15 protein-coding genes are annotated in these 19,143 nt (G+C 73.4%); 10 read left to right on the top strand and 5 right to left on the bottom strand.

The features are described 5' to 3' along the window. Nucleotides 1-1,208, bottom strand: a 1,208-nt coding sequence (locus AB0B41_RS38020; protein ID WP_358211879.1) for a PQQ-dependent sugar dehydrogenase, incomplete at its 3' end; no start/stop codon positions are given. Nucleotides 1,209-1,260: 52 nt separating this feature from the next. On the opposite strand from AB0B41_RS38020, the gene AB0B41_RS38015 reads away from it, so the two are divergent. Then, nucleotides 1,261-2,172 carry a 2-hydroxyacid dehydrogenase gene (locus AB0B41_RS38015; protein ID WP_358211878.1) on the top strand — a complete coding sequence of 304 codons (912 nt, stop codon included), beginning with the start codon at nucleotides 1,261-1,263 and terminating at the stop codon, nucleotides 2,170-2,172. A gap of 7 nt (nucleotides 2,173-2,179) precedes the next feature. Here AB0B41_RS38015 and AB0B41_RS38010 read toward each other — a convergent pair whose 3' ends face one another. Beyond that, entirely contained in the window at nucleotides 2,180-2,620 is a 441-nt protein-coding gene (locus AB0B41_RS38010) for a PPOX class F420-dependent oxidoreductase (RefSeq protein ID WP_037044865.1), read from the bottom strand. A 94-nt stretch (nucleotides 2,621-2,714) separates the two neighbouring features. Here AB0B41_RS38010 and AB0B41_RS38005 point away from each other — a divergent pair, with 94 nt between their 5' ends. Together AB0B41_RS38005 and AB0B41_RS38000 are read left to right on the top strand one after the other, a co-directional pair. Then, nucleotides 2,715-3,296 carry a DoxX family protein gene (locus AB0B41_RS38005; RefSeq protein ID WP_358211877.1) on the top strand — a complete coding sequence of 194 codons (582 nt, stop codon included), beginning with the start codon at nucleotides 2,715-2,717 and terminating at the stop codon, nucleotides 3,294-3,296. Further along, nucleotides 3,293-4,168, top strand: a complete 876-nt coding sequence (locus tag AB0B41_RS38000; RefSeq protein WP_358211876.1) for an aminoglycoside phosphotransferase family protein — start codon at nucleotides 3,293-3,295, stop codon at nucleotides 4,166-4,168. Before AB0B41_RS38005 ends, AB0B41_RS38000 begins: the two co-directional genes overlap by 4 nt. Before the next feature lie 40 nt (nucleotides 4,169-4,208). On the opposite strand, the gene AB0B41_RS37995 is transcribed toward AB0B41_RS38000, so the two are convergent. The 3 genes from AB0B41_RS37995 to AB0B41_RS37985 all read right to left on the bottom strand — a co-directional run bounded on the left by AB0B41_RS37995 (nucleotide 4,209) and on the right by AB0B41_RS37985 (nucleotide 7,566). After that, entirely contained in the window at nucleotides 4,209-5,186 is a 978-nt protein-coding gene (locus tag AB0B41_RS37995; protein WP_358211875.1) for an aldo/keto reductase, read from the bottom strand. 79 nt (nucleotides 5,187-5,265) lie between these two features. Next, nucleotides 5,266-7,107, bottom strand: coding sequence for a dihydroxy-acid dehydratase (gene ilvD / locus AB0B41_RS37990; RefSeq protein WP_358211874.1), 1,842 nt, complete (start codon nucleotides 7,105-7,107; stop codon nucleotides 5,266-5,268). A gap of 6 nt (nucleotides 7,108-7,113) precedes the next feature. Further along, a complete protein-coding gene (locus AB0B41_RS37985) occupies nucleotides 7,114-7,566 on the bottom strand; it encodes a PH domain-containing protein (protein ID WP_358211873.1) in 453 nt (150 codons plus the stop codon). Between the two features lie 310 nt (nucleotides 7,567-7,876). On the opposite strand from AB0B41_RS37985, the gene AB0B41_RS37980 reads away from it, so the two are divergent. From AB0B41_RS37980 to AB0B41_RS37950, 7 genes are all read left to right on the top strand, one after another. Further along, nucleotides 7,877-9,826 (top strand): acetolactate synthase large subunit, encoded by a 1,950-nt coding sequence (locus tag AB0B41_RS37980; RefSeq protein ID WP_358211872.1) that lies wholly within the window; start codon nucleotides 7,877-7,879, stop codon nucleotides 9,824-9,826. Then, complete coding sequence (gene ilvN, locus AB0B41_RS37975; protein ID WP_358211881.1) at nucleotides 9,822-10,328, top strand: acetolactate synthase small subunit; 507 nt, start codon at nucleotides 9,822-9,824, stop codon at nucleotides 10,326-10,328. The genes AB0B41_RS37980 and ilvN overlap by 5 nt, the downstream gene beginning before the upstream one ends. A 76-nt stretch (nucleotides 10,329-10,404) precedes the next feature. After that, nucleotides 10,405-11,409, top strand: coding sequence for a ketol-acid reductoisomerase (gene ilvC, locus AB0B41_RS37970; protein ID WP_358211871.1), 1,005 nt, complete (start codon nucleotides 10,405-10,407; stop codon nucleotides 11,407-11,409). Nucleotides 11,410-11,603: 194 nt separating this feature from the next. After that, nucleotides 11,604-12,590 (top strand): LLM class flavin-dependent oxidoreductase, encoded by a 987-nt coding sequence (locus tag AB0B41_RS37965; protein ID WP_358211880.1) that lies wholly within the window; start codon nucleotides 11,604-11,606, stop codon nucleotides 12,588-12,590. Between the two features lie 151 nt (nucleotides 12,591-12,741). Then, a complete protein-coding gene (serA, locus tag AB0B41_RS37960; protein ID WP_358211870.1) occupies nucleotides 12,742-14,349 on the top strand; it encodes a phosphoglycerate dehydrogenase in 1,608 nt (535 codons plus the stop codon). A gap of 322 nt (nucleotides 14,350-14,671) precedes the next feature. Beyond that, nucleotides 14,672-17,815, top strand: coding sequence for a S8 family serine peptidase (locus AB0B41_RS37955; protein ID WP_358211869.1), 3,144 nt, complete (start codon nucleotides 14,672-14,674; stop codon nucleotides 17,813-17,815). Nucleotides 17,816-18,051: 236 nt separating this feature from the next. Further along, entirely contained in the window at nucleotides 18,052-19,104 is a 1,053-nt protein-coding gene (locus AB0B41_RS37950; RefSeq protein ID WP_358211868.1) for a 3-isopropylmalate dehydrogenase, read from the top strand. Nucleotides 19,105-19,143: the final 39 nt, after the last annotated feature.

Raw genomic sequence — 19,143 nt, 5'->3', positions numbered from 1 at the left:
GCCGTTGCTGATCGTCGCGGAGCAGGGCCGGGAGTGGGGCTGGGGCTCCAACTCCGCGATCGTCCGCCGCTGGGGGGCTGGATGCGGATGACGCGGTCGTCGCTGGCCACCGGCCTGCCGCCCGACCTGTTGACCGTGCCCAGCCAGAGCAGGCCGTCGGAGCCGAGGGTGGCGGCGGCGAGGCGGCCGTAGACGTCGGCGAGGAGGGTCTCGGGGGCGCCGGAGAAGCTGCCGTCGTCGGCGGGGCGGAGCACCGACAGGGCCGCGCCGCCGGTCAGCGCGACGGCGACCACCCCCGGCTGCGCCATGCACCCCGCGACGCCCGGGCGGTCCGGCCAGGTCCACGCGGCGGGGCCGAGCGGGCCGGGCGCGACCCGGTAGAGCACGTCGCGCGAGGTCGCCCGGTCGGTGACCCACACCGACTCGTTGGTCGAGTCCGTGCAGATCCCGCCCGGCTGGCTCAGGCCCGTGCTCAGCACCGGCGAGCCCGGGTCCGGGTTGGCCGCGGCGGGGCGGCCGAGGGTGTCGATCCGCAGCACCTTGCCGTTGAGCGCGGTGGGGGCGGGGGCCGGGTCGCCGGCGTTGCCGGTGGCGACGAGCAGGGTGTTGCCGGCGTCCGTGCCGAGCGCGCCGCCGTTGCCCGACGATCCCTTCGGGATCCCGGTCAGCACCGGCTTGGGCGGCTCGTTCGGCGCGAGCCGGAGCACCCGGTTGTCCTCGGGCGTGGTCGCGTAGGCGTAGACGAGCTGGTCCTCCTGGTAGGTGGGGGAGAGCACCAGCCCGGTCAGGCCGCCGCCGCCGGCCGCGTCGACCGGGACGGTGGTGATCAGCACCGGGTCCCTCCCGCGCTCGACCCGCAGCACCCGCCCGGTCGCGCGCTCGCCCACCAGCGCCGACACGCCGTTCGGCAGCACCGCGAGCGCGCCGACGGGGTCCAGGCAGGTGGCGACGACCTGGGGGTCCGGGTCGTCGCAGCCCGCGGGGGCCTGCGGGGCACCGGGATCGGCCGAGTCCCCGTCCTCGTCGCCGGGCTCGCCCCCGGGCGCCTCCTGCACGGACGGCGGTCCGCCCAGCTCGCCCTGGCCCTCGGTCTTCTCCTGCCAGTCCCGCGGGCCCTCGTCCGGGAAGGTGGCACAGCCCGCGAGCAGCGCGAGCAGGCCGATCAGGGCGACCAGCGCGAGCCGCAGGCGGGGAGGGCGGTGGCGCACGTGATCAGGCTAGGCGCGGTGAGGTGAGCGGCCGGTGAGTAGCGTCGGCGGCATGACCGTGGTCCTGGTCCCGCACCCGCGCGGTGCCGACGCCCTCACCGACCTGCCGAACCTCCGCCCGCTGGTCTATGACCCGGCGAAGCCGCTCCCCGCGGGCGCCGAGGAGGCCGAGGTCCTCGTCCCGCCCTTCCTCGCGACGGGCACGGTCGTGGAGCTCGCCGAGCAGCTGCCCAACCTCAAGCTGGTGCAGCTGCTCACGGCGGGCGCCGAGGCCTGGATCGGGAAGCTGCGCGACGGCGTCCTGCTCTCGGACGGCAAGGGCGCGCACGGCGGCGCGACGGCGGAATGGGTCGTCGCGGTCCTCCTCGCGGTGTACCGGGAGCTGCCGGGGTTCGTGCGGGCGCAGGAGCGCGGCGAGTGGACCCAGCACATCACCGACGAGCTCAGCGGCAAGCGGGTCCTGATCGTCGGGGCCGGGGACGTCGCGGAGAACCTCGTGCGCCGCCTCGAGCCGTTCGAGGTCACGATCACGCTGGTCGGCCGGCGCAGGCGCGAGGGCGTGCACGGCATCGACGAGGTGCACGACCTGCTGCCGCAGCACGACGTCTGCGTGGTGATCGTCCCGCTGACGGACGAGACCCGCGGCCTGGTCGACAAGGACTTCCTGGCCGCGATGCCCGACGGCGCGGTGCTGGTCAACGGCGCGCGCGGGCCCGTCGCCGACACGGACGCGCTGCTCGCGGAGCTCCGCAGCGGCCGGCTCCGCGCGGCGCTCGACGTCACCGACCCGGAGCCGCTGCCGGCCGGGCACCCGCTGTGGGAGGCACCGGGGCTGCTGCTGACCCCGCACGTGGGCGGCAGCGTCCCCGCCGCGATGAGCCGCGCGTTCCGTGTGATGCGCGAGCAGCTCGGCTACTTCGCGCGCGGCGAGGAGCCGCCGAACGTGGTGCGGAACGGCTACTGACCCGCCCTCAGTCCTCGGTGCCGACGTCGTTGCTCTGGTCGACGATGGTCTGCCGCTCGGGCGTGACCCAGAGGATCACCCGCTCGGACTTGATCATGTCGGGCGGGTAGTCCTGGTCGTTGTACTTCCGGGACAGCTCGTCGATGTGGGTGCGGGCCTCGTCGCCGGTCGTCGTGTCGGTGACGCGCCCGCGGACCTCTGCGTAGCGGTACGGGTTGTCCTCGTCGCGGATGAGCACGGTGATCCGCGAGTCCCGCCCGACGTTGCGCGCCTTCGCGCGGTGGGTCTCGGTGTTGAGCACGAGCCGCCCGTCCTTGATCCCGCACCAGATCATGTGGTTCTGGATCAGCCCGCTCGGGAAGACGGTCGCCACGGCGGCGAAGTTGGCCCCCTCGGCCAGCTTGCGCGTGTCGTGGTGCAGCTCGGGTCCGTCAAGAGTGTCGGCCATGGTCATCGGGTGCCCCCGCGCCACCGGGCGAAACCTGGCGAACACGCTGGTCGGCGACCCCTCCGACGGCCCGGACGCGGATACCCTCGGCGCCATGACCGACCCCACCAGGCAGTTCGACATCGGCACGCTGGGCGGGACCCGGCCCCCGGAGCCGGAGAGCGACCGGCGGCCGGTGGCGTGGAGCGGCGGGGCCGACATCGGCATGCTGCTGTTGCGCCTCGGCGTCGGCGGGATCTTCGTGGCCCACGGCCTGCAGAAGGTCTTCTCGATGTGGGGCGGCCGGGGGATCGGCGAGACCACCACGATCCTGGCCGACCTCGGCTTCCGGCAGGCCTCGACGCTGGCGTGGGCGCTCGGCTTCGGTGAGCTGATCCTCGGCGCGCTGCTGGTGCTCGGGCTGTTCACGCCCCTCGCGGCGGCGGGCCTGCTGGCCGTCAAGATCTGCGCGGTCGTGGTCAAGTGGGGCAGCCCGTTCTTCGTCGCGGTCTCCCCGAACGCCCTGGAGCTCGACGTCGCGCTCGGCGCCGGCGTCGCCGCGCTGCTGTTCGTCGGGGCCGGGCGGATCTCGCTGGACAGCGGCCGCACCTGGCAGCGCCGGCCGGTGCCGTGGTCGCTCCTGTTCCTGGTCGTCGGGGTCGCCGTCGCGGTGGGCGTGCTGTTCGGCCTGCGGTGACGGAGTGGCTCGCCGCCGTCGCCCGACGGCTGGGCGGTACCCCCGAGGTCGTCGGCCGCACCCCGCTGGCGGGCGGGTACGTCGCGGAGGGCGTTGAGCGCGTCGACCTGCGGGTCGGCGACCGGGCGGTGCCGGTCGTGGTCAAGCCCGCGGATCCCGTCGAGGTCGCCGCCATGCGCGCGGTCGCCGTGGTCGAGGGTGTCGTCGCGCCGCGGATGCTCCACCCCGATCCGCTGGTGCTGACCTGGGTCGACGGCGAACCCGCGGCCGAGGGGGACCCGGTGCCCGCGGACGTCTGGCGGACCCTCGCCCGGGTGCACCGGCACTGGCTCCGCAAGCGGGCGCGCGGCATCCCGGTGGTCGACGCCGAGTGGTGGGCCGCGCTGTGCGAGCGGACCCTCGTGGCGTTGCGCGGCGGGGCCGGGCGCACCGGCGAGGCGGAGTACGAGCGTGCCGCCGGGCTGGTGGCGGAGTGGGCGGCGGATCCGCGGATCCGCGCCGCGCTCGCCCTCCTGCCCCGCACGCTCTGCCACGGTGACCCGCACCGCGGCAACATGCTGGGAGCCGCAGGGACGGACTGGGCACTGATCGACTGGGGCAACGCCCGGATGGCGCCGGCGGGCCTGGACCTCGCCGTCCTCGAGGCCCAGGGCAGGTCCGACGACGCGGCCTACCGCGCCGAGGCACCCGCCCTGCCCGGCCCGCTCGCCGCCGTCGAGCGGGAGTGGGCGCGGGCCCACGTGCACGTGCAGTACCTGGGCTTCGCCGCCGACCACCTCGGCGCGGCCCGGGTCGCCGAGATGATCGAGACGGCCGGGGAATCCCTGTCGCGCCTCGGCCCCGCCCTCACCCACTGCACGACTACCTCGTGAGTGGCAATAGTCGCTATGACGACTATTGCCACTCACAGGGTCAGCGGCCGACGGTGCGCTGCAGGTGCTCGGGGTAGCGATCGCCCGCGACACCGGCGCCGACGGCGTCGAGCTCGGTGATCTCGTCGGGCGTGAGCTCCAGGGTCGCCGCCTCGACGTTCTGCTCCAGGTAGGTGCGGCGCTTGGTGCCGGGGATCGGCACGACGTGCTCGCCCTTCGCCTGCACCCACGCCAGCGCGAGCTGCCCGGCCGTGACGCCGCGCTTCTCCGCCAGCGCCTTCACGGTGTCGACGATCGCGAGGTTGGCGGACATGTTCTCGGCGGAGAACCGCGGCAGCCCGCTGCGCATGTCCTTCTCGCCGAGCTGGTCCGCGGAGGTGATCGAGCCGGTCAGGAAGCCGCGGCCGAGCGGGGAGAAGGGCACGATCCCGATGCCCAGCTCCGCGCAGGTGGGGGCGATCTCCGCCTCGATGTCGCGGGTCCACAGCGACCACTCGCTCTGCAGCGCGGTCACGGGGTGCACGGCGTGCGCGGCCCGGATCGTCGCCGCGCCCGCCTCGGAGATCCCGGCGTACCGGATCTTGCCCGCCTCGACGAGCTCGGCCAACGCGCCCCAGGTCTCCTCGATCGGAGTGTCCGGGTCGACGCGGTGCTGGTAGTAGAGGTCGATGTGGTCCACGCCGAGGCGGGCCAGCGACTCGTCGCAGCACTGCTTCACGAAGGCGGCGTCCCCACGGGCGGCCTGACCGCCGTCCGCGTCCCGGACGATCCCGAACTTGGTGGCGAGGACGACCTCGTCCCGGCGGTCCCGGATCGCCCGGCCGACGAGCTCCTCGTTGGCCCCGGCGCCGTACACGTTGGCGGTGTCGAGCAGCGTGACGCCCAGGTCGAGCGCCCGGTGGATCGTCGCGATCGACTCGGTCTCGTCCCCGGTGCCGTAGCTCTGGGACATGCCCATGCAGCCCAGCCCCTGGGCCGAGACGGTGAGGGCGCCGAGCGTGCGGGTCGGAAGGGTCATGAAGTGAACCTACGCCGAGGAGTGAACGGCGCTCTCGCTCATCAAGTTTGATCGAGAGCGCCGTTCGCTCACGCGAGGTTCAGGGGACGTGGCGAACGGCGCCGGTGTCGGCGCTGGTGGCCATGGCGGCGTAGGCGCGGAGGGCCTTCGAGACCACCCGGTCGCGGTCCTTCGGGGTCCACGGCCGCTCGCTCGCGTCCATCTTGGCGCGGCGCTCGGCCAGCACCTCGTCGTCGACCAGGATCTGCAGCGTCCGCTCGCGGACGTCGATGAGGATCCGGTCGCCGTCCTCGATCAGGCCGATCGCGCCGCCGGCCGCGGCCTCGGGCGCGACGTGCCCGACCGAGATGCCGCTCGAGCCGCCGGAGAACCGCCCGTCCGTGACCAGCGCGCACTTCGCGCCCAGGCCCGCGCCCTTGAGGAACGCGGTCGGGTGCAGCATCTCCTGCATGCCCGGCCCGCCCGCGGGACCCTCGTAGCGGACGACCAGGACGTCGCCCGGCTGGATCTGCTTGGTGAGGATGACCGACACGGCCTCCTCCTGGCTCTCGACGACCCGCGCCGGGCCCTCGAACCGCCAGATGTCCTCGGGGATGCCGGCGGTCTTGATCACCGCGCCGCGCTCGGAGAGGTTGCCGCGCAGCACGGCCAGCCCGCCGTCCGCGGTGTAGGCGTGCGCGCGGTCCCGGATGCAGCCGCCGGCCGCGTCCGTGTCCAGCGACGACCAGCGGTTCTCCGTGGAGAACGCCTCGGTGGTCCGCACCCCGCCGGGCGCGGCGTGGTACAGCTCGACCGCCGTCTCCGACGGCGAGTCCGCGCGGATGTCCCACTCGGACAGCCACTGCTCCAGCGAGGGGGAGTGGACGGAGTGCACGCCCTCGTTGAGCAGCCCGGCCCGCCACAGCTCGCCCAGGATGGCGGGGATGCCGCCGGCCCGGTGGACGTCCTCCATGTGGTAGTCCGAGTTCGGCGAGACCTTGGCCAGGCAGGGCACCCGGCGGGAAATCGCGTCGATGTCGGCGAGCGAGAAGTCGATCTCGCCCTCCTGCGCCGCGGCGAGGATGTGCAGCACCGTGTTGGTGGAGCCGCCCATCGCGACGTCGAGCGCCATGGCGTTCTCGAACGCCGCCCTGGTGGCGATGTTGCGCGGGAGTGCGGACTCGTCGTCGTGGGCGTACCAGCGCTTCGCCAGCGCCATCACCGTGCGCCCGGCCTCGAGGAAGAGTTCGCGGCGGGCGGCGTGCGTGGCCAGGGTCGACCCGTTGCCGGGCAGCGAGAGCCCGAGGGCCTCGGTCAGGCAGTTCATGGAGTTCGCGGTGAACATGCCGGAGCAGGAGCCGCAGGTGGGGCACGCGGACCGCTCGACGACGGACAGCCCGTCCTCGTCGACCGCCGACGACGCCGACGCCGAGATCGCCGTGATCAGGTCGGTCGGCGCGTGCGCCACCCCGTCGACGACGACGGCCTTGCCGGCCTCCATCGGCCCGCCGGACACGAACACCGTGGGGATGTTGAGCCGCATGGCGGCGTTGAGCATGCCCGGGGTGATCTTGTCGCAGTTCGAGATGCAGACGAGTGCGTCGGCCGCGTGCCCGTTGACCATGTACTCGACGGCGTCGGAGATGATCTCGCGGGAGGGCAGCGAGTAGAGCATCCCGCCGTGGCCCATGGCGATGCCGTCGTCGACCGCGATGGTGTTGAACTCGCGCGGCACGCCCCCGGCCTCGCGGACGGCCGAGGCGACGAGGTCGCCGAGGTCCTTGAGGTGCACGTGCCCCGGCACGAACTGGGTGTAGGAGTTGGCGATCGCGACGATCGGCTTGCCGAAGTCGTCGTCGCCCATGCCGGTGGCGCGCCACAGGGAGCGGGCACCGGCGGCGTTGCGGCCGTGCGTGGTGACTCTCGAACGGAGGGCCGGCATCTGTCTCTACTCTCCAGCCGGATCGGGCAGCCTGCCGCCGGAGACGGCGGCCAGTGCGGGAAGGTCACGGACGTGGACGGTCGGCAGCGGTAGCTCGGTCCCGTCCGTCAGCACCGCGCTGACCCGGGATTTCTTGCCCAGTCGCAGCGAGCTGATCTCCGCCCACGGTACGCGCCGCGAGGAGAACGGACGACGAGCGGTGACGGACTCGGCGTCGACGACCGTGCGCACCCGCAGGATCCAGTACGCGAACCCGAGCGGCAGCACGTAGACCAGCCACAGCCACGGCGCCCCGAACGCGAACGGGATCGCGGCCACCAGGAAGAACGCGGCGGCGGCGAGGGCGAGCGGTGAGCGGCGGAAGGACAGCCGCGTGGGGACCGCCCGCGGGGGCAGCTTGTCGGTCGAGGCGACGTGCCCCTCCTCGATCCCGGGCCTGCTGGTGTCCTCTGCGCTCACGTCTCCCATGGTCGCACCTCGCACCGACAGTTCACGCGCCGTCCCGGAGGAGGTGACGCTCCCACGATCCGGGACCGTGCGTCCCAGCCGGTTGACGCCCTCTCCCGCGCGCGTGTTAACGTCGTCGCCATGTCCGCCCTCCGAATTCTCGTACTTCCCAGGCGCGTCCACGCCTGAGTAGCTCCCGAGTACTCGGACCACGACGCGCCACCCTCGTCACGCCTGGCCCAGGCGGCGGGGGTTTTTTCATGTCCAGGGCGCACCCGACACCACCGAGATCATCGGCACCGACAGCAGCGAGGCAGCGCAGATGACCACCGCCACGCCCCGTCCCGGCACCCCGGGACCCAAACCGGCACCGCCGCCGGGACGCGCAGGAGTGCCCGCGGGCCGCCAGAACGGCGCCCCCGGCCAGCGTCCCGACGTCGTGCCCGGGCCGCGATCCGGCCCGGAGCAGGTGACCGGGGCCCAGTCCCTCGTGCGTTCGCTCGAGTCGATCGGGTGCGACACCGTCTTCGGGATCCCCGGCGGGGCGATCCTGCCGGCCTACGACCCGCTGCTCGACTCGACGAGCGTGCGGCACGTCCTCGTCCGGCACGAGCAGGGCGCGGGGCACGCGGCCACCGGGTACGCCCAGGCCACCGGCAGGGTCGGGGTCTGCATGGCGACGTCGGGACCCGGTGCGACCAACCTGATCACCCCGCTCGCCGACGCGCACATGGACTCCGTCCCGGTCGTGGCCATCACGGGCCAGGTGGCCCGGCCGCTGATCGGCACGGACGCGTTCCAGGAGGCCGACATCACCGGCATCACCATGCCGGTGACCAAGCACAACATGCTGGTGACCGACGCCGCGGAGATCCCGCGGGCGATCGCCGAGGCGTTCCACCTGGCCGCCACGGGCCGACCCGGCCCGGTGCTGGTGGACATCTCCAAGGACGCGCTGCAGGCCCGGACGACCTTCTCGTGGCCGCCGGAGCTCAAGCTGCCGGGCTACCGGCCGACCACCCGGCCGCACGGCAAGCAGATCCGGGAGGCGGCCCGGCTCATCGCGGCCGCCCGCAAGCCGGTGCTCTACGTCGGCGGGGGCGTGCTCAAGGCCGAGGCCTCGGCCGAGCTGCGCGAGCTCGCCGAGCTCACGAACATTCCGGTCGTCACCACCCTGATGGCACGCGGGGCGTTCCCGGACAGCCACCCGCAGCACGTCGGCATGCCCGGCATGCACGGCACGGTCTCGGCGGTCGGCGCGATGCAGAAGTCGGACCTGCTCATCGCCCTCGGCGCCCGGTTCGACGACCGGGTCACCGGCCAGCTGGCGAGCTTCGCCCCCGAGGCGAAGATCGTGCACGCGGACATCGACCCGGCCGAGATCAGCAAGAACCGGCGGGCGGACGTCCCGATCGTCGGCGACTGCAAGGAGATCCTCGCCGAGCTGATCGAGGCCGTGCGGGCCGAGCGCGAGCACCACGTGGCCGACCTGTCGGCCTGGTGGGGGCAGCTCGACCACTGGCGCACCACGTTCCCGCTCGGCTACGACTGGCCGGACGACGGCTCGCTGTCGCCGCAGTACGTCATCGAGCGGATCGGTGCGATCGCCGGCCCGGAGGCGCTGTACGCCGCGGGCGTCGGCCAGCACCAGATGTGGGCGGCGCAGTTCGTCAAGTACGAGAACCCGCGCACCTGGCTGAACTCGGGCGGCCTCGGCACCATGGGCTACGCGGTCCCCGCGGCCATGGGCGCCAAGACCGGCGCGCCGGACAAGGTCGTGTGGGCCATCGACGGCGACGGCTGCTTCCAGATGACCAACCAGGAGCTCGCCACCTGCGCCATCGAGGGCATTCCGATCAAGGTCGCCGTGATCAACAACGGCAACCTGGGCATGGTCCGGCAGTGGCAGACGCTCTTCTACTCCGAGCGCTACTCCAACACCGACCTCGGCACGCACAAGCACCGCATCCCGGACTTCACGCTCCTCGCCGAGGCGATGGGCTGCGTCGGGCTGCGTGCCGAGTCGAAGGACGACGTCGACCGGGTCATCCGGCAGGCCATGGAGATCAACGACCAGCCCGTCGTCATCGACTTCACGGTCGGCGCCGACGCGCAGGTCTGGCCGATGGTCGCGGCCGGCACCGGCAACGACGAGGTCATGGCGGCCCGCAACATCCGGCCGCTGTTCGAGGGCGACGAGCTGTCCGCAGGCGTCGACGAGGTCAGCGAGGTCACCGAGCGGGCTCTGGAGGACGGGGCGTCCGATGATTGAGACCCACACGCTGTCCGTCCTCGTCGAGGACAAGCCCGGTGTCCTGGCCCGGGTGTCGGGCCTGTTCTCGCGCCGCGGCTTCAACATCATCTCGCTCGCCGTCGGGCAGACCGAGGCGCCGGGGATCTCGCGGATGACGATCGTCGTCTCCGTCGAGGACTTCCCCCTCGAGCAGGTGACCAAGCAGCTGAACAAGCTGATCAACGTGATCAAGATCGTCGAGCTGGAGCCCACCGCCTCGGTGCAGCGCGAGCTCCTGCTCGTCAAGGTGCGCGCCGACGCGAGCGTGCGCAGCCAGGTCCTGGAGACCGTGCAGCTGTTCCGGGCGAAGGTGGTCGACGTGGCCCCCGAGGCCCTGACCGTCGAGGCCACCGGCACGATGGACAAGCTCAACGCGCTGCTCCGGATGCTGGAGCCCTACGGCATCCGCGAGATGGTGCAGTCCGGGATGGTGGCCGTCGGCCGCGGACCCCGGTCCATCACCGCGACGTCCGCCCGCTGAGGACCTGCTTGTCAGGGTCCGAGCGTCGATACCGATACTTGCGCAAGACCCCTTCGGAGAGGATTCACCACCCGTCATGAGTGTCAACATCTACTACGACGACGACGCCGACCTGTCGATCATCCAGGGCCGCAAGGTCGCCGTGATCGGCTACGGCTCCCAGGGGCACGCGCACGCGCTGTCCCTGCGCGACTCCGGCGTCGAGGTGAAGATCGGCCTCCCGGAGGGCTCGAAGAGCCGGCAGAAGGCGCAGGACGAGGGTCTGGAGGTGCTCACCCCGGCCGAGGCGTCGGCGTGGGCGGACCTGATCATGATCCTGGCGCCGGACACCAAGCAGCGCTTCATCTACGCCGACGACATCGCGCCGAACCTGAAGAGCGGCGACGTGCTCGCCTTCGGCCACGGCTTCAACATCCGCTACGACCTGATCAAGGCCCCGGCGGACGTCGACGTGATCATGATCGCGCCGAAGGGCCCGGGCCACCTGGTCCGCCGCCAGTACGTGGACGGCAAGGGCGTCCCGGCGCTCATCGCCGTCGAGCAGGACCCGTCGGGCAACGCGAAGGCGATCGCCCTCTCCTACGCGGCCGGGATCGGCGGCGCCCGCGCGGGCGTCATCGAGACCTCCTTCAAGGAGGAGACCGAGACCGACCTGTTCGGTGAGCAGGCCGTCCTCTGCGGCGGTGCCGCGGCCCTGGTGCAGACCGGTTTCGAGGTGCTCACCGAGGCGGGCTACGCCCCGGAGATCGCGTACTTCGAGTGCCTGCACGAGCTCAAGCTGATCGTCGACCTCATGTACGAGGGCGGCATCGCCAACGAGCGCTTCTCCATCTCCGACACCGCCGAGTACGGCGACCTCACCCGCGGCCCGCGCGTGGTCAACGCCGCGACCAAGCAGGAGATGAAGAAGATCCTGGGCGAGATCCAGGACGGCACCTTCGCCCGCGAGTGGGTGGCCGAGGACGAGAACGGCCGCCCGAACTTCACCCGCCTGCAGAAGGAGGGTGCCGAGCACCCGATCGAGCAGGTCGGCGAGAAGCTCCGCGGCCTCATGAGCTGGGTGGGCGAGAAGGCCAAGTGACCCCGTGAGCGGCAACTGCCCCTAGCGGGGCACCTGCCGCTCACGACCCCACCTGACCTGCGGTTCCGGCGGCGTCCCTGCGTGAGCGGGGGCGCCGCCGCCGTGTGTCTGTGCTCGCTCGTGGAAGAGGACGGGCACCGGCGGCGTTGACGCGAGGGTCTGTGCCCGCCGGACGAGAGGTGCCCGCCGTGTCCCTGCCCCTGCCGCTGTCGATCCTCGACCTGGCCACCGTCTCCGAGGGGGAGACCGTCCGCGAGGGCCTCGACGCCAGCACCAGGCTGGCGCAGCGCGCGGAGCAGTGGGGCTTCCGGCGCATCTGGTACGCCGAGCACCACAACATGCGCTCGATTGCCTCGTCGGCGACCAGCGTGCTCATCGCCCACGTCGCCGCGCACACCGAGCGGATCACCCTCGGCGCGGGCGGCGTGATGCTGCCCAACCACTCGCCGTTGCAGGTCGCCGAGCAGTTCGGCACGCTCGCCGAGCTCCACCCCGGCCGCATCGAGCTCGGCCTGGGCCGCGCCCCCGGCACCGACCAGGAGACCTTCCGGGCCCTGCGCCGCGACCCGACGGCGTCGGAGCGCTTCCCGCAGGACGTCCAGGAGCTGCAGGCCTTCCTCGGCGACACCAGCCTGGTCCCGAACGTGAACGCCTACCCGGGCCGCGGCACCGGCGTCCCGCTGTCGATCCTCGGCTCGTCCCTCTACGGCGCGCAGGTCGCCGCCCTGCTCGGGCTGCCGTACGTCTTCGCCTCGCACTTCGCGCCCGAGGCGCTGCAGCAGGCCGTCGCCCTCTACCGCCAGGAGTTCCGGCCGTCGGCGCAGCTCGCCGAGCCGCACGTGATGGCCGGCGTGAACGTCATCGCCGCGGACTCGACGGAGGAGGCGGAGACCCTGCGCCGGGCCGTCCAGCGGCAGCGCGTGCGGCTCTTCTACAGCCGCGGCGGCCGGAAGCTCACCGACGAGGAGGCCGAGGCCGTGCTCGACACCCACGCGGGCGAGCAGATCCGGTCCATGACCCGCTACACGGCCGTCGGCACGCCGGACGTCGTCGCGAAGTACCTCGAGGACTTCGCCGCCACGGCGGACGCCGACGAGCTCATCGTGGCCGGCCCCGCCGCCGACCGCGAGAGCTGGTGGCGCAGCTGGGAGCTGCTGGCCGACAAGGTGCAGGGCGCCTGAGCCGTGTCCGGTTCGGCACATTTCACCGGCTCGTGACCCGGAAGTGGTATCAGCGGACCTACGCCCGGGGTCGTCCTGTCGGACCGTCCACCTAGAATCGGCGTCGGTCCGAGTCCTGCCCGCCCCCTGATCCGTGGAGCATCGCGTCGTCGTGAGTACCGCAGCCGCCACCCGTCCCGTCGTCCTGCTCGCGGAGAAGCTCGCGCCCTCCGCGGTGGAGATGCTGGGAACGGACGTCGAGATCCGCCATGTCGACGGCACGGACCGCCCCGCCCTGCTCGGGGCGATCGCCGATGCCGACGCCCTGCTCGTCCGCTCCGCCACCAAGGTGGACGCGGAGGCGCTGGCCGCGTCGACGCGGCTGAAGGTCGTCGCGCGCGCCGGGGTCGGCCTGGACAACGTCGACGTGCCCGCCGCCACCGCGCGCGGCGTCATGGTCGTGAACGCCCCGACCTCGAACATCGTCTCCGCCGCCGAGCATGCCATCGCGCTGCTGCTCGCCACGGCCCGGCACATCCCGCCGGCCGACGCGAGCCTGCGCCAGGGCCAGTGGAAGCGCAGCCAGTTCGGCGGCGTCGAGCTGCAGGGCAAGACCGTCGGCGTGGTCGGCCTCGGCAAGATCGGCCAGCTCGTGGCGCAGCGCCTCGCGGCGTTCGACGTCCGGCTCGTCGCCTACGACCCGTACGTCGCCCCCGCGCGCGCCGCCCAGCTGGGCATCGAGCTGCTGTCGCTCGAGGACGTGCTGCGGGTGTCGGACTTCATCACGATCCACCTGCCGAAGACCCCGGAGACCCTGGGCCTGATCGGCAAGGACCAGCTCGCGCTGACCAAGCCGGGCGTCATCATCGTCAACGCCGCGCGCGGCGGCCTGATCGACGAGGACGCACTGGCCGAGGCCGTCCGCTCCGGGCAGGTCGGCGGCGCGGGGATCGACGTCTACGTCTCCGAGCCCACCACCTCGAGCCCGTTGTTCGAGCTGGAGAACGTCACGGTCACGCCGCACCTCGGGGCGTCGACGGCCGAGGCGCAGGACCGTGCGGGCACGGACGTCGCGAAGTCGGTGCAGCTCGCGCTGGCCGGCGAGTTCGTGCCCGACGCCGTGAACGTGCAGATCAACGGCGCGGTCGGCGAGGAGGTCCGGCCCTGGCTGCCGCTGGTGCAGAAGCTGGGCACGGTGCTCTACGCCGTCGCCGGCCGGCTGCCCACCTCGGTCACGGTCGACGTCGCGGGCGAGCTCGCCTCCGAGGACGTCTCGGTGCTGTCGCTGGCCGCCCTGCGCGGCGTGTTCACCCACGTCGTCGAGGACCAGGTCACGTTCGTCAACGTCCCGGCGCTGGCCGCGGACCGCGGCGTCTCGGTCGAGCTGACCACCGCCCCGGAGAGCGAGAACCACCGTTCGGTCGTGCAGCTGCGCGCCGCGATGCCCGACGGCGAGGCCATCACCGTCTCCGGCACGCTCACCGGCCGGGCCCAGGTCGAGAAGCTGGTCGAGGTCAACGGCCGGCACTTCGACCTGCGCGCCGAGGGCGAGGTCCTGCTCCTCGAGTACGCCGACCGCCCGGGCGTGATGGGCCGCGTCGGCTCCCTGCTCGGCGAGGCCGCGGTCAACATCGAGGCCGCGCAGATCAGCCAGACCACCGACGGGACGGACGCGATCATGCTGCTCCGCGTCGACCGCGCGATCGACCCGGGCGTGCTCGAGCCGATCGGCGCCTCGGTCGGCGCCCGCACCACGCGCCTGATCAGCTTCGACGACTGACCCACACCTGACCGAACGGCACTCTCGCTCACGAGGAACGAGCGAGAGTGCCGTTCGTGTGTGGGGAGACGGCGCCACCGGCCGATGAGCGCGAGCGCCGTTCACTCACTCCATGTGAGCGAGAGCGCCGTTCGTGCGTCCGGGGCCGTCAAGCGGGCCGCTGATGATCACACCCGCCCGTGTACGAACCGCTCACCCGATGCGGTGCGCGGCCCTCGGATCCCTGATCACGCAGCGTCGGCCGATCTAGGTTCTGCTCCGCCGCACCGCGTCCGCCGGTCGGTGGAAGGGGTGGTCGGTGCACGGCGCGCGGTGGCGGAGGGTGACCTGTCTGGGCGTCGCGGGGCTGACCGCCTCGCTGCTCCTGCTCACCGCCGGCCCGGCCGCAGCGCAGGAGAGAGCGCAGCAGAGCACGTCCACCCTGCACAACGTCTTCGTCGAGTTCGACGACACCTCCGCCGTCGCCGACTACACCTCGGCCCTGCCGCGGGGCCGGGACGTCGCCACCCAGGTCGCGGCCGAGACCCGGGCCCGCATCGACTCGAAGGTCTCGGGCCTGCTCGGTGGGCTCGGCGGCACCGAGGGCGAGCGCGAGCTCTACCGCACCACCAACGCCGTCCCGGGCGTCGCGCTCCGCGCCGACGCCGCCACCGAGTCCGCGCTCGCGAGCCGCCCGGGTGTGCGCTCGGTCCGCCGGATCACCGACGCCCGGCCGAGCAACGCCTCCGCGGACCAGCTCGGCCGCGCCCTGCAGACCTGGCAGGACACCGGCCGCCTCGGGCAGGGCGTCCGCATCGGCATCGTCGACACCGGCATCGACTACACCCACGCCGACTTCGGCGGTCCCGGCACCGTGGCGGCCTACGAGGCCGCCCGCGCCGGTCGTGGCACCTTCCCGACGGACAAGGTCGTCGGCGGCATCGACCTCGCCGGCGACGCCTACGACTCCGCGGCCGCCGACCCCGCGCAGACCGTCCCGAAGCCCGACGACGACCCGCTCGACTGCGAGGGCCACGGCACCCACGTCGCCGGCACCGCCGCCGGTTTCGGCGTGATCGCCGACGGCACCACCTTCCGCGGCGACTACTCCGCACTCACCCCGGACGCGCTGAACGCGATGCGGATCGGCCCGGGTGCCGCGCCGCAGGCCGAGCTGTACGCGATCCGCGTGTTCGGCTGCTCGGGCGCGACCGCACTCACCCCGCTCGCCCTCGACCGGGCCCTCGACCCGGACGGCGACGGCGACTTCTCCGACCGCCTCGACGTCGTCAACCTCTCGCTGGGCTCGGACTTCGCCCCGGCCGACGACCCGGTCAACGACTTCGTGCAGGAGTTGATCGACAACGGGGTCACCGTGGTCGCCGCGGCCGGCAACGGCGGCGACGTCACCGACGCCGCCGGTGCCCCGGCCACCGCCCCCGGGGCCATCGCCGTGGCGAACGTCCGGGACGCCGGGGTGCTGCTCGACGGCGCGGACGTCGTCGCGCCCGTACCGCGGCGGGTCACCGGCCAGTACAGCGTCGACTTCTCCGGGACGCCCGACGCGACCGGCGACGTCGTCGCGCTGCCCGCCGCGAACGCCGAGGGCTGCGCGCCCTTCTCGGGGGTCGCGGGGAGGATCGTCTGGCTCGAGTGGCCGGAGGGCGACGGAGCCCGCGGCTGCGGCTCCGCGGTCCGCGCCGACCACGCGCAGGCCGCCGGCGCGGCCGGGGTGCTGCTGACGTCGGAGGCCCCGGAGCCGGGCGGCGTCGGCATCGCGGGCAATGCGACCGTCCCGATGTTCCAGCTCGACGGGTCCTCGACGGCGGCGCTGCGCCCTGCCCTGCAGGCCGGCACGCTGCGGGTCCACCTCGACGGGACGCTCGCCCAGACCGCGTCCGTGCAGGTCCCGGGCATCGCCGACACGATCAGCGAGAGCTCGGCCCGCGGCGGGCGCGGCCCGGGCGTGAAGCCGGACGTCGCGGCACCCGGGGAGTCGATCGTCTCCGCGGCCGTCGGTAGCGGGGCCGGCCGGTCGAGCAAGACCGGCACCTCGATGGCCAGCCCGTTCGTCGCGGGAGTGGCGGCGCTGGTGCGGGAGGCGCACCCGGACTGGACGCCGGCGGAGGTGAAGGCCGCGATCGTCACGACGGCCGCCGACGTCCGCAGCCCGGCCGGGGACCTGATGGCGCCGATGCGGGTCGGGGCGGGCCGGGTGGACGCCCGCGCCGCCCAGGACCCGCCCGTGCTGGCCGCCGACGCCGAGGAGCCGGGTGCGGTCGGCGTCGCGTTCGGCGTGGTCGAGGTGCCGTCCGGCCGGACCGTCACGCTGACGAGGACGCTGCACGTCAGCGGCGCCGCCGAGCTGAGGTACGAGCCGATCACCACGATGCCCGGAGTCACGATCGCGGTGGAGCCAGCGCAGGTCGACGGCCCCGCGGACGTCACCGTGCGGCTCACCGCGCAGGCCGACGCCCTCCGGAAGACCCTCGACCCGACCATGGCCGCGACCCAGGGCGGCCGGGCCCGCCAGTTCGTCGCCGACGCGTCGGGTCGGATCGTGCTCACCGCGGGCGGGCGCGAGGTGCGCGTCCCGGTGACCTCCGCACCCAAGCCCGTCGCGAACCAGACGGCGTCCCTCGACGGCGGTGACGTCGTGCTGGCCGGCGTCGGCGTGGACCAGGGGAGCGGCGCGCAGACCTACCGCTCCCGCGCCGGCGTGTTCCGGCTGCTCGCGACCAGCCCCGAGCTGCCGCGCTGCCGGGTCGGCCTGTCGACCGGCTGCGTCGCCAACGACACCGGCCAGGGCGGCGACGTCCGGTGGGTCGGCGCGGCCCGGGCCGGCGACACGATCGGGATCGCCGTGTCGATGTGGGGCACCCTGCCCGACGTCGGCGCGACCACCGTGCCGACCGTCGGGTTCGACGTCGACGGCGACGGGTCCGTCGACCGCGCCGTCGGCCTGGTGAAGGAGGCCGGGACGGACGTGCTGCTCGCGCAGGTCCTGGACCTGCGGCGACAGACCCCGGAGGGGCCCGCGGAGGTCGATGCGCAACCGGTGAACGGGTTCGAGGGCGACACCGACACGAACGTCTTCGACACCGACACGTGGGTGCTGCCGGTGCGGCTGTCCGCCCTCGGCATCGATCCCGCCGCCGCGTCCGCGCCGCTGCGGATGCAGGTCGTGGTCGAGGGCGACTACGGCCCGACGGACGTGACGAACCCCGGCGCCGAACCCACCGCCCCCGTCGACGTCGTCGACGTCCCCGAGGCGTGGGACCCGCTGGCCGGGCCGCCGTCCGCGGAGCCGTTGCTCCGGCCCGCCGACGCCGGCACCCGCATCCCCGCCCCGGACGGGGAGCTCCTCGTCGTGCTCCCGCAGAACGCCACCGGCGGGCACGCGGTCCCCCTCGCCGGTCCCGCCCCGGGCCCCGCGCGCAGGTTCGTCACCGCCCCGCTCGCCCCGGCTGCTGCTCCATCCGGGTGACGAGGGGAGCACCGGGTGGGACCCCGCCGTCGGCCGCTCCGAGCCGCAGGCGCACAATCTGACCCGCTCGGGGGTGTGTCGGGCCGGATCGGCGTGCCGGCTGGCACGACTTCACCGCCCCGGGTGACCCCGATGGAGTGGACGGTGGCCGATCACCTCCGCACCAGCGGGTAGCGTTCGATAGCCGCCCGATCGCACGCCGTGGTGGGGCGTATCGAGAGAGGACATTTCGCAGCATGCGCCTTGCGGTCATTCCCGGCGACGGCATCGGGCCGGAGGTCATCGACGAGGCCCTGAAGGTCTTGACCGAGGTCACCCCGGACGTCCAGACGACCACCTACGACCTCGGCGCGGCCCGGTGGCACTCCACCGGCGAGCTGCTGCCCGAGTCCGTCCTCACCGAGCTGCAGCAGCACGACGCCATCCTCCTCGGCGCGGTCGGCGACCCGTCGGTGCCGAGCGGCATCCTCGAGCGCGGCCTGCTCCTGCGCCTGCGCTTCGAGCTCGACCACCACGTGAACCTGCGCCCGGCGCGGCTCTACCCCGGGGTCCGCGGCCCGCTGGCCGGCAACCCCGAGATCGACATGGTGGTGGTGCGCGAGGGCACCGAGGGTCCGTACGTCGGCACCGGTGGCCTGCTCCGCAAGGACACCCCGCACGAGGTCGCGACCGAGGTCAGCACCAACACCGCGTTCGGCATCGAGCGCGTGGTGCGGGACGCGTTCGCCCGCGCCGAGCGCCGCCCGCGCAAGCACCTGACCCTGGTGCACAAGACCAACGTGCTGACCTTCGCCGGTGCGCTGTGGTCGCGGATCGTGGAGGAGGTGTCGCTGGAGCACCCGGACGTCTCGGTCGCCTACCAGCACGTCGACGCCACCACGATCCACCTGGTCACCGACCCGAGCCGGTTCGACGTGATCGTCACCGACAACCTGTTCGGCGACATCCTCACCGACCTCGCGGCAGCTGTGACCGGCGGCATCGGCCTCGCGGCCAGCGGCAACCTCGACGCCAGCGGCCGCAACCCGAGCATGTTCGAGCCGGTCCACGGCTCGGCCCCGGACATCGCCAGCCAGGGCATCGCCGACCCGACCGCCGCGGTCCTGTCGGTCGCGCTGCTGCTCGACCACGTCGGCCAGCAGGACGCGGCCCGCCGGGTCGAGGCCGCCGTCGCGTTCGACCTCGCGACCCGCGACCACAGCGCGACCGGGCACACCCAGGCGATCGGCGACCGGCTCGCCGCGCTGGTGTCCAGCCGCACCGCGGAGCCGGCCTCCAGCGAGGCCTGAGCCCCTCCTGCGCGACGACGGCCCGGCACCCCACGCGGG

Source organism: Pseudonocardia sp. NPDC049154 (assembly GCF_040648315.1).
Classification (GTDB): Bacteria; Actinomycetota; Actinomycetes; order Mycobacteriales; family Pseudonocardiaceae; genus Pseudonocardia.
This window is presented reverse-complemented; position numbering and strand designations above follow the sequence as displayed.

Bases quoted from the DNA above. Each gene is read 5' to 3' on its own strand.
- AB0B41_RS38015 (WP_358211878.1), top strand. From the start codon at position 1,261: ATGACCGTGGTCCTGGTCCCGCACCCGCGCGGTGCCGACGCCCTCACC.
- AB0B41_RS38010 (WP_037044865.1), bottom strand. From the start codon at position 2,620: ATGGCCGACACTCTTGACGGACCCGAGCTGCACCACGACACGCGCAAG.
- AB0B41_RS38005 (WP_358211877.1), top strand. From the start codon at position 2,715: ATGACCGACCCCACCAGGCAGTTCGACATCGGCACGCTGGGCGGGACC.
- AB0B41_RS37995 (WP_358211875.1), bottom strand. From the start codon at position 5,186: ATGACCCTTCCGACCCGCACGCTCGGCGCCCTCACCGTCTCGGCCCAG.
- ilvD (WP_358211874.1), bottom strand. From the start codon at position 7,107: ATGCCGGCCCTCCGTTCGAGAGTCACCACGCACGGCCGCAACGCCGCC.
- AB0B41_RS37980 (WP_358211872.1), top strand. From the start codon at position 7,877: ATGACCACCGCCACGCCCCGTCCCGGCACCCCGGGACCCAAACCGGCA.
- ilvC (WP_358211871.1), top strand. From the start codon at position 10,405: ATGAGTGTCAACATCTACTACGACGACGACGCCGACCTGTCGATCATC.
- AB0B41_RS37950 (WP_358211868.1), top strand. From the start codon at position 18,052: ATGCGCCTTGCGGTCATTCCCGGCGACGGCATCGGGCCGGAGGTCATC.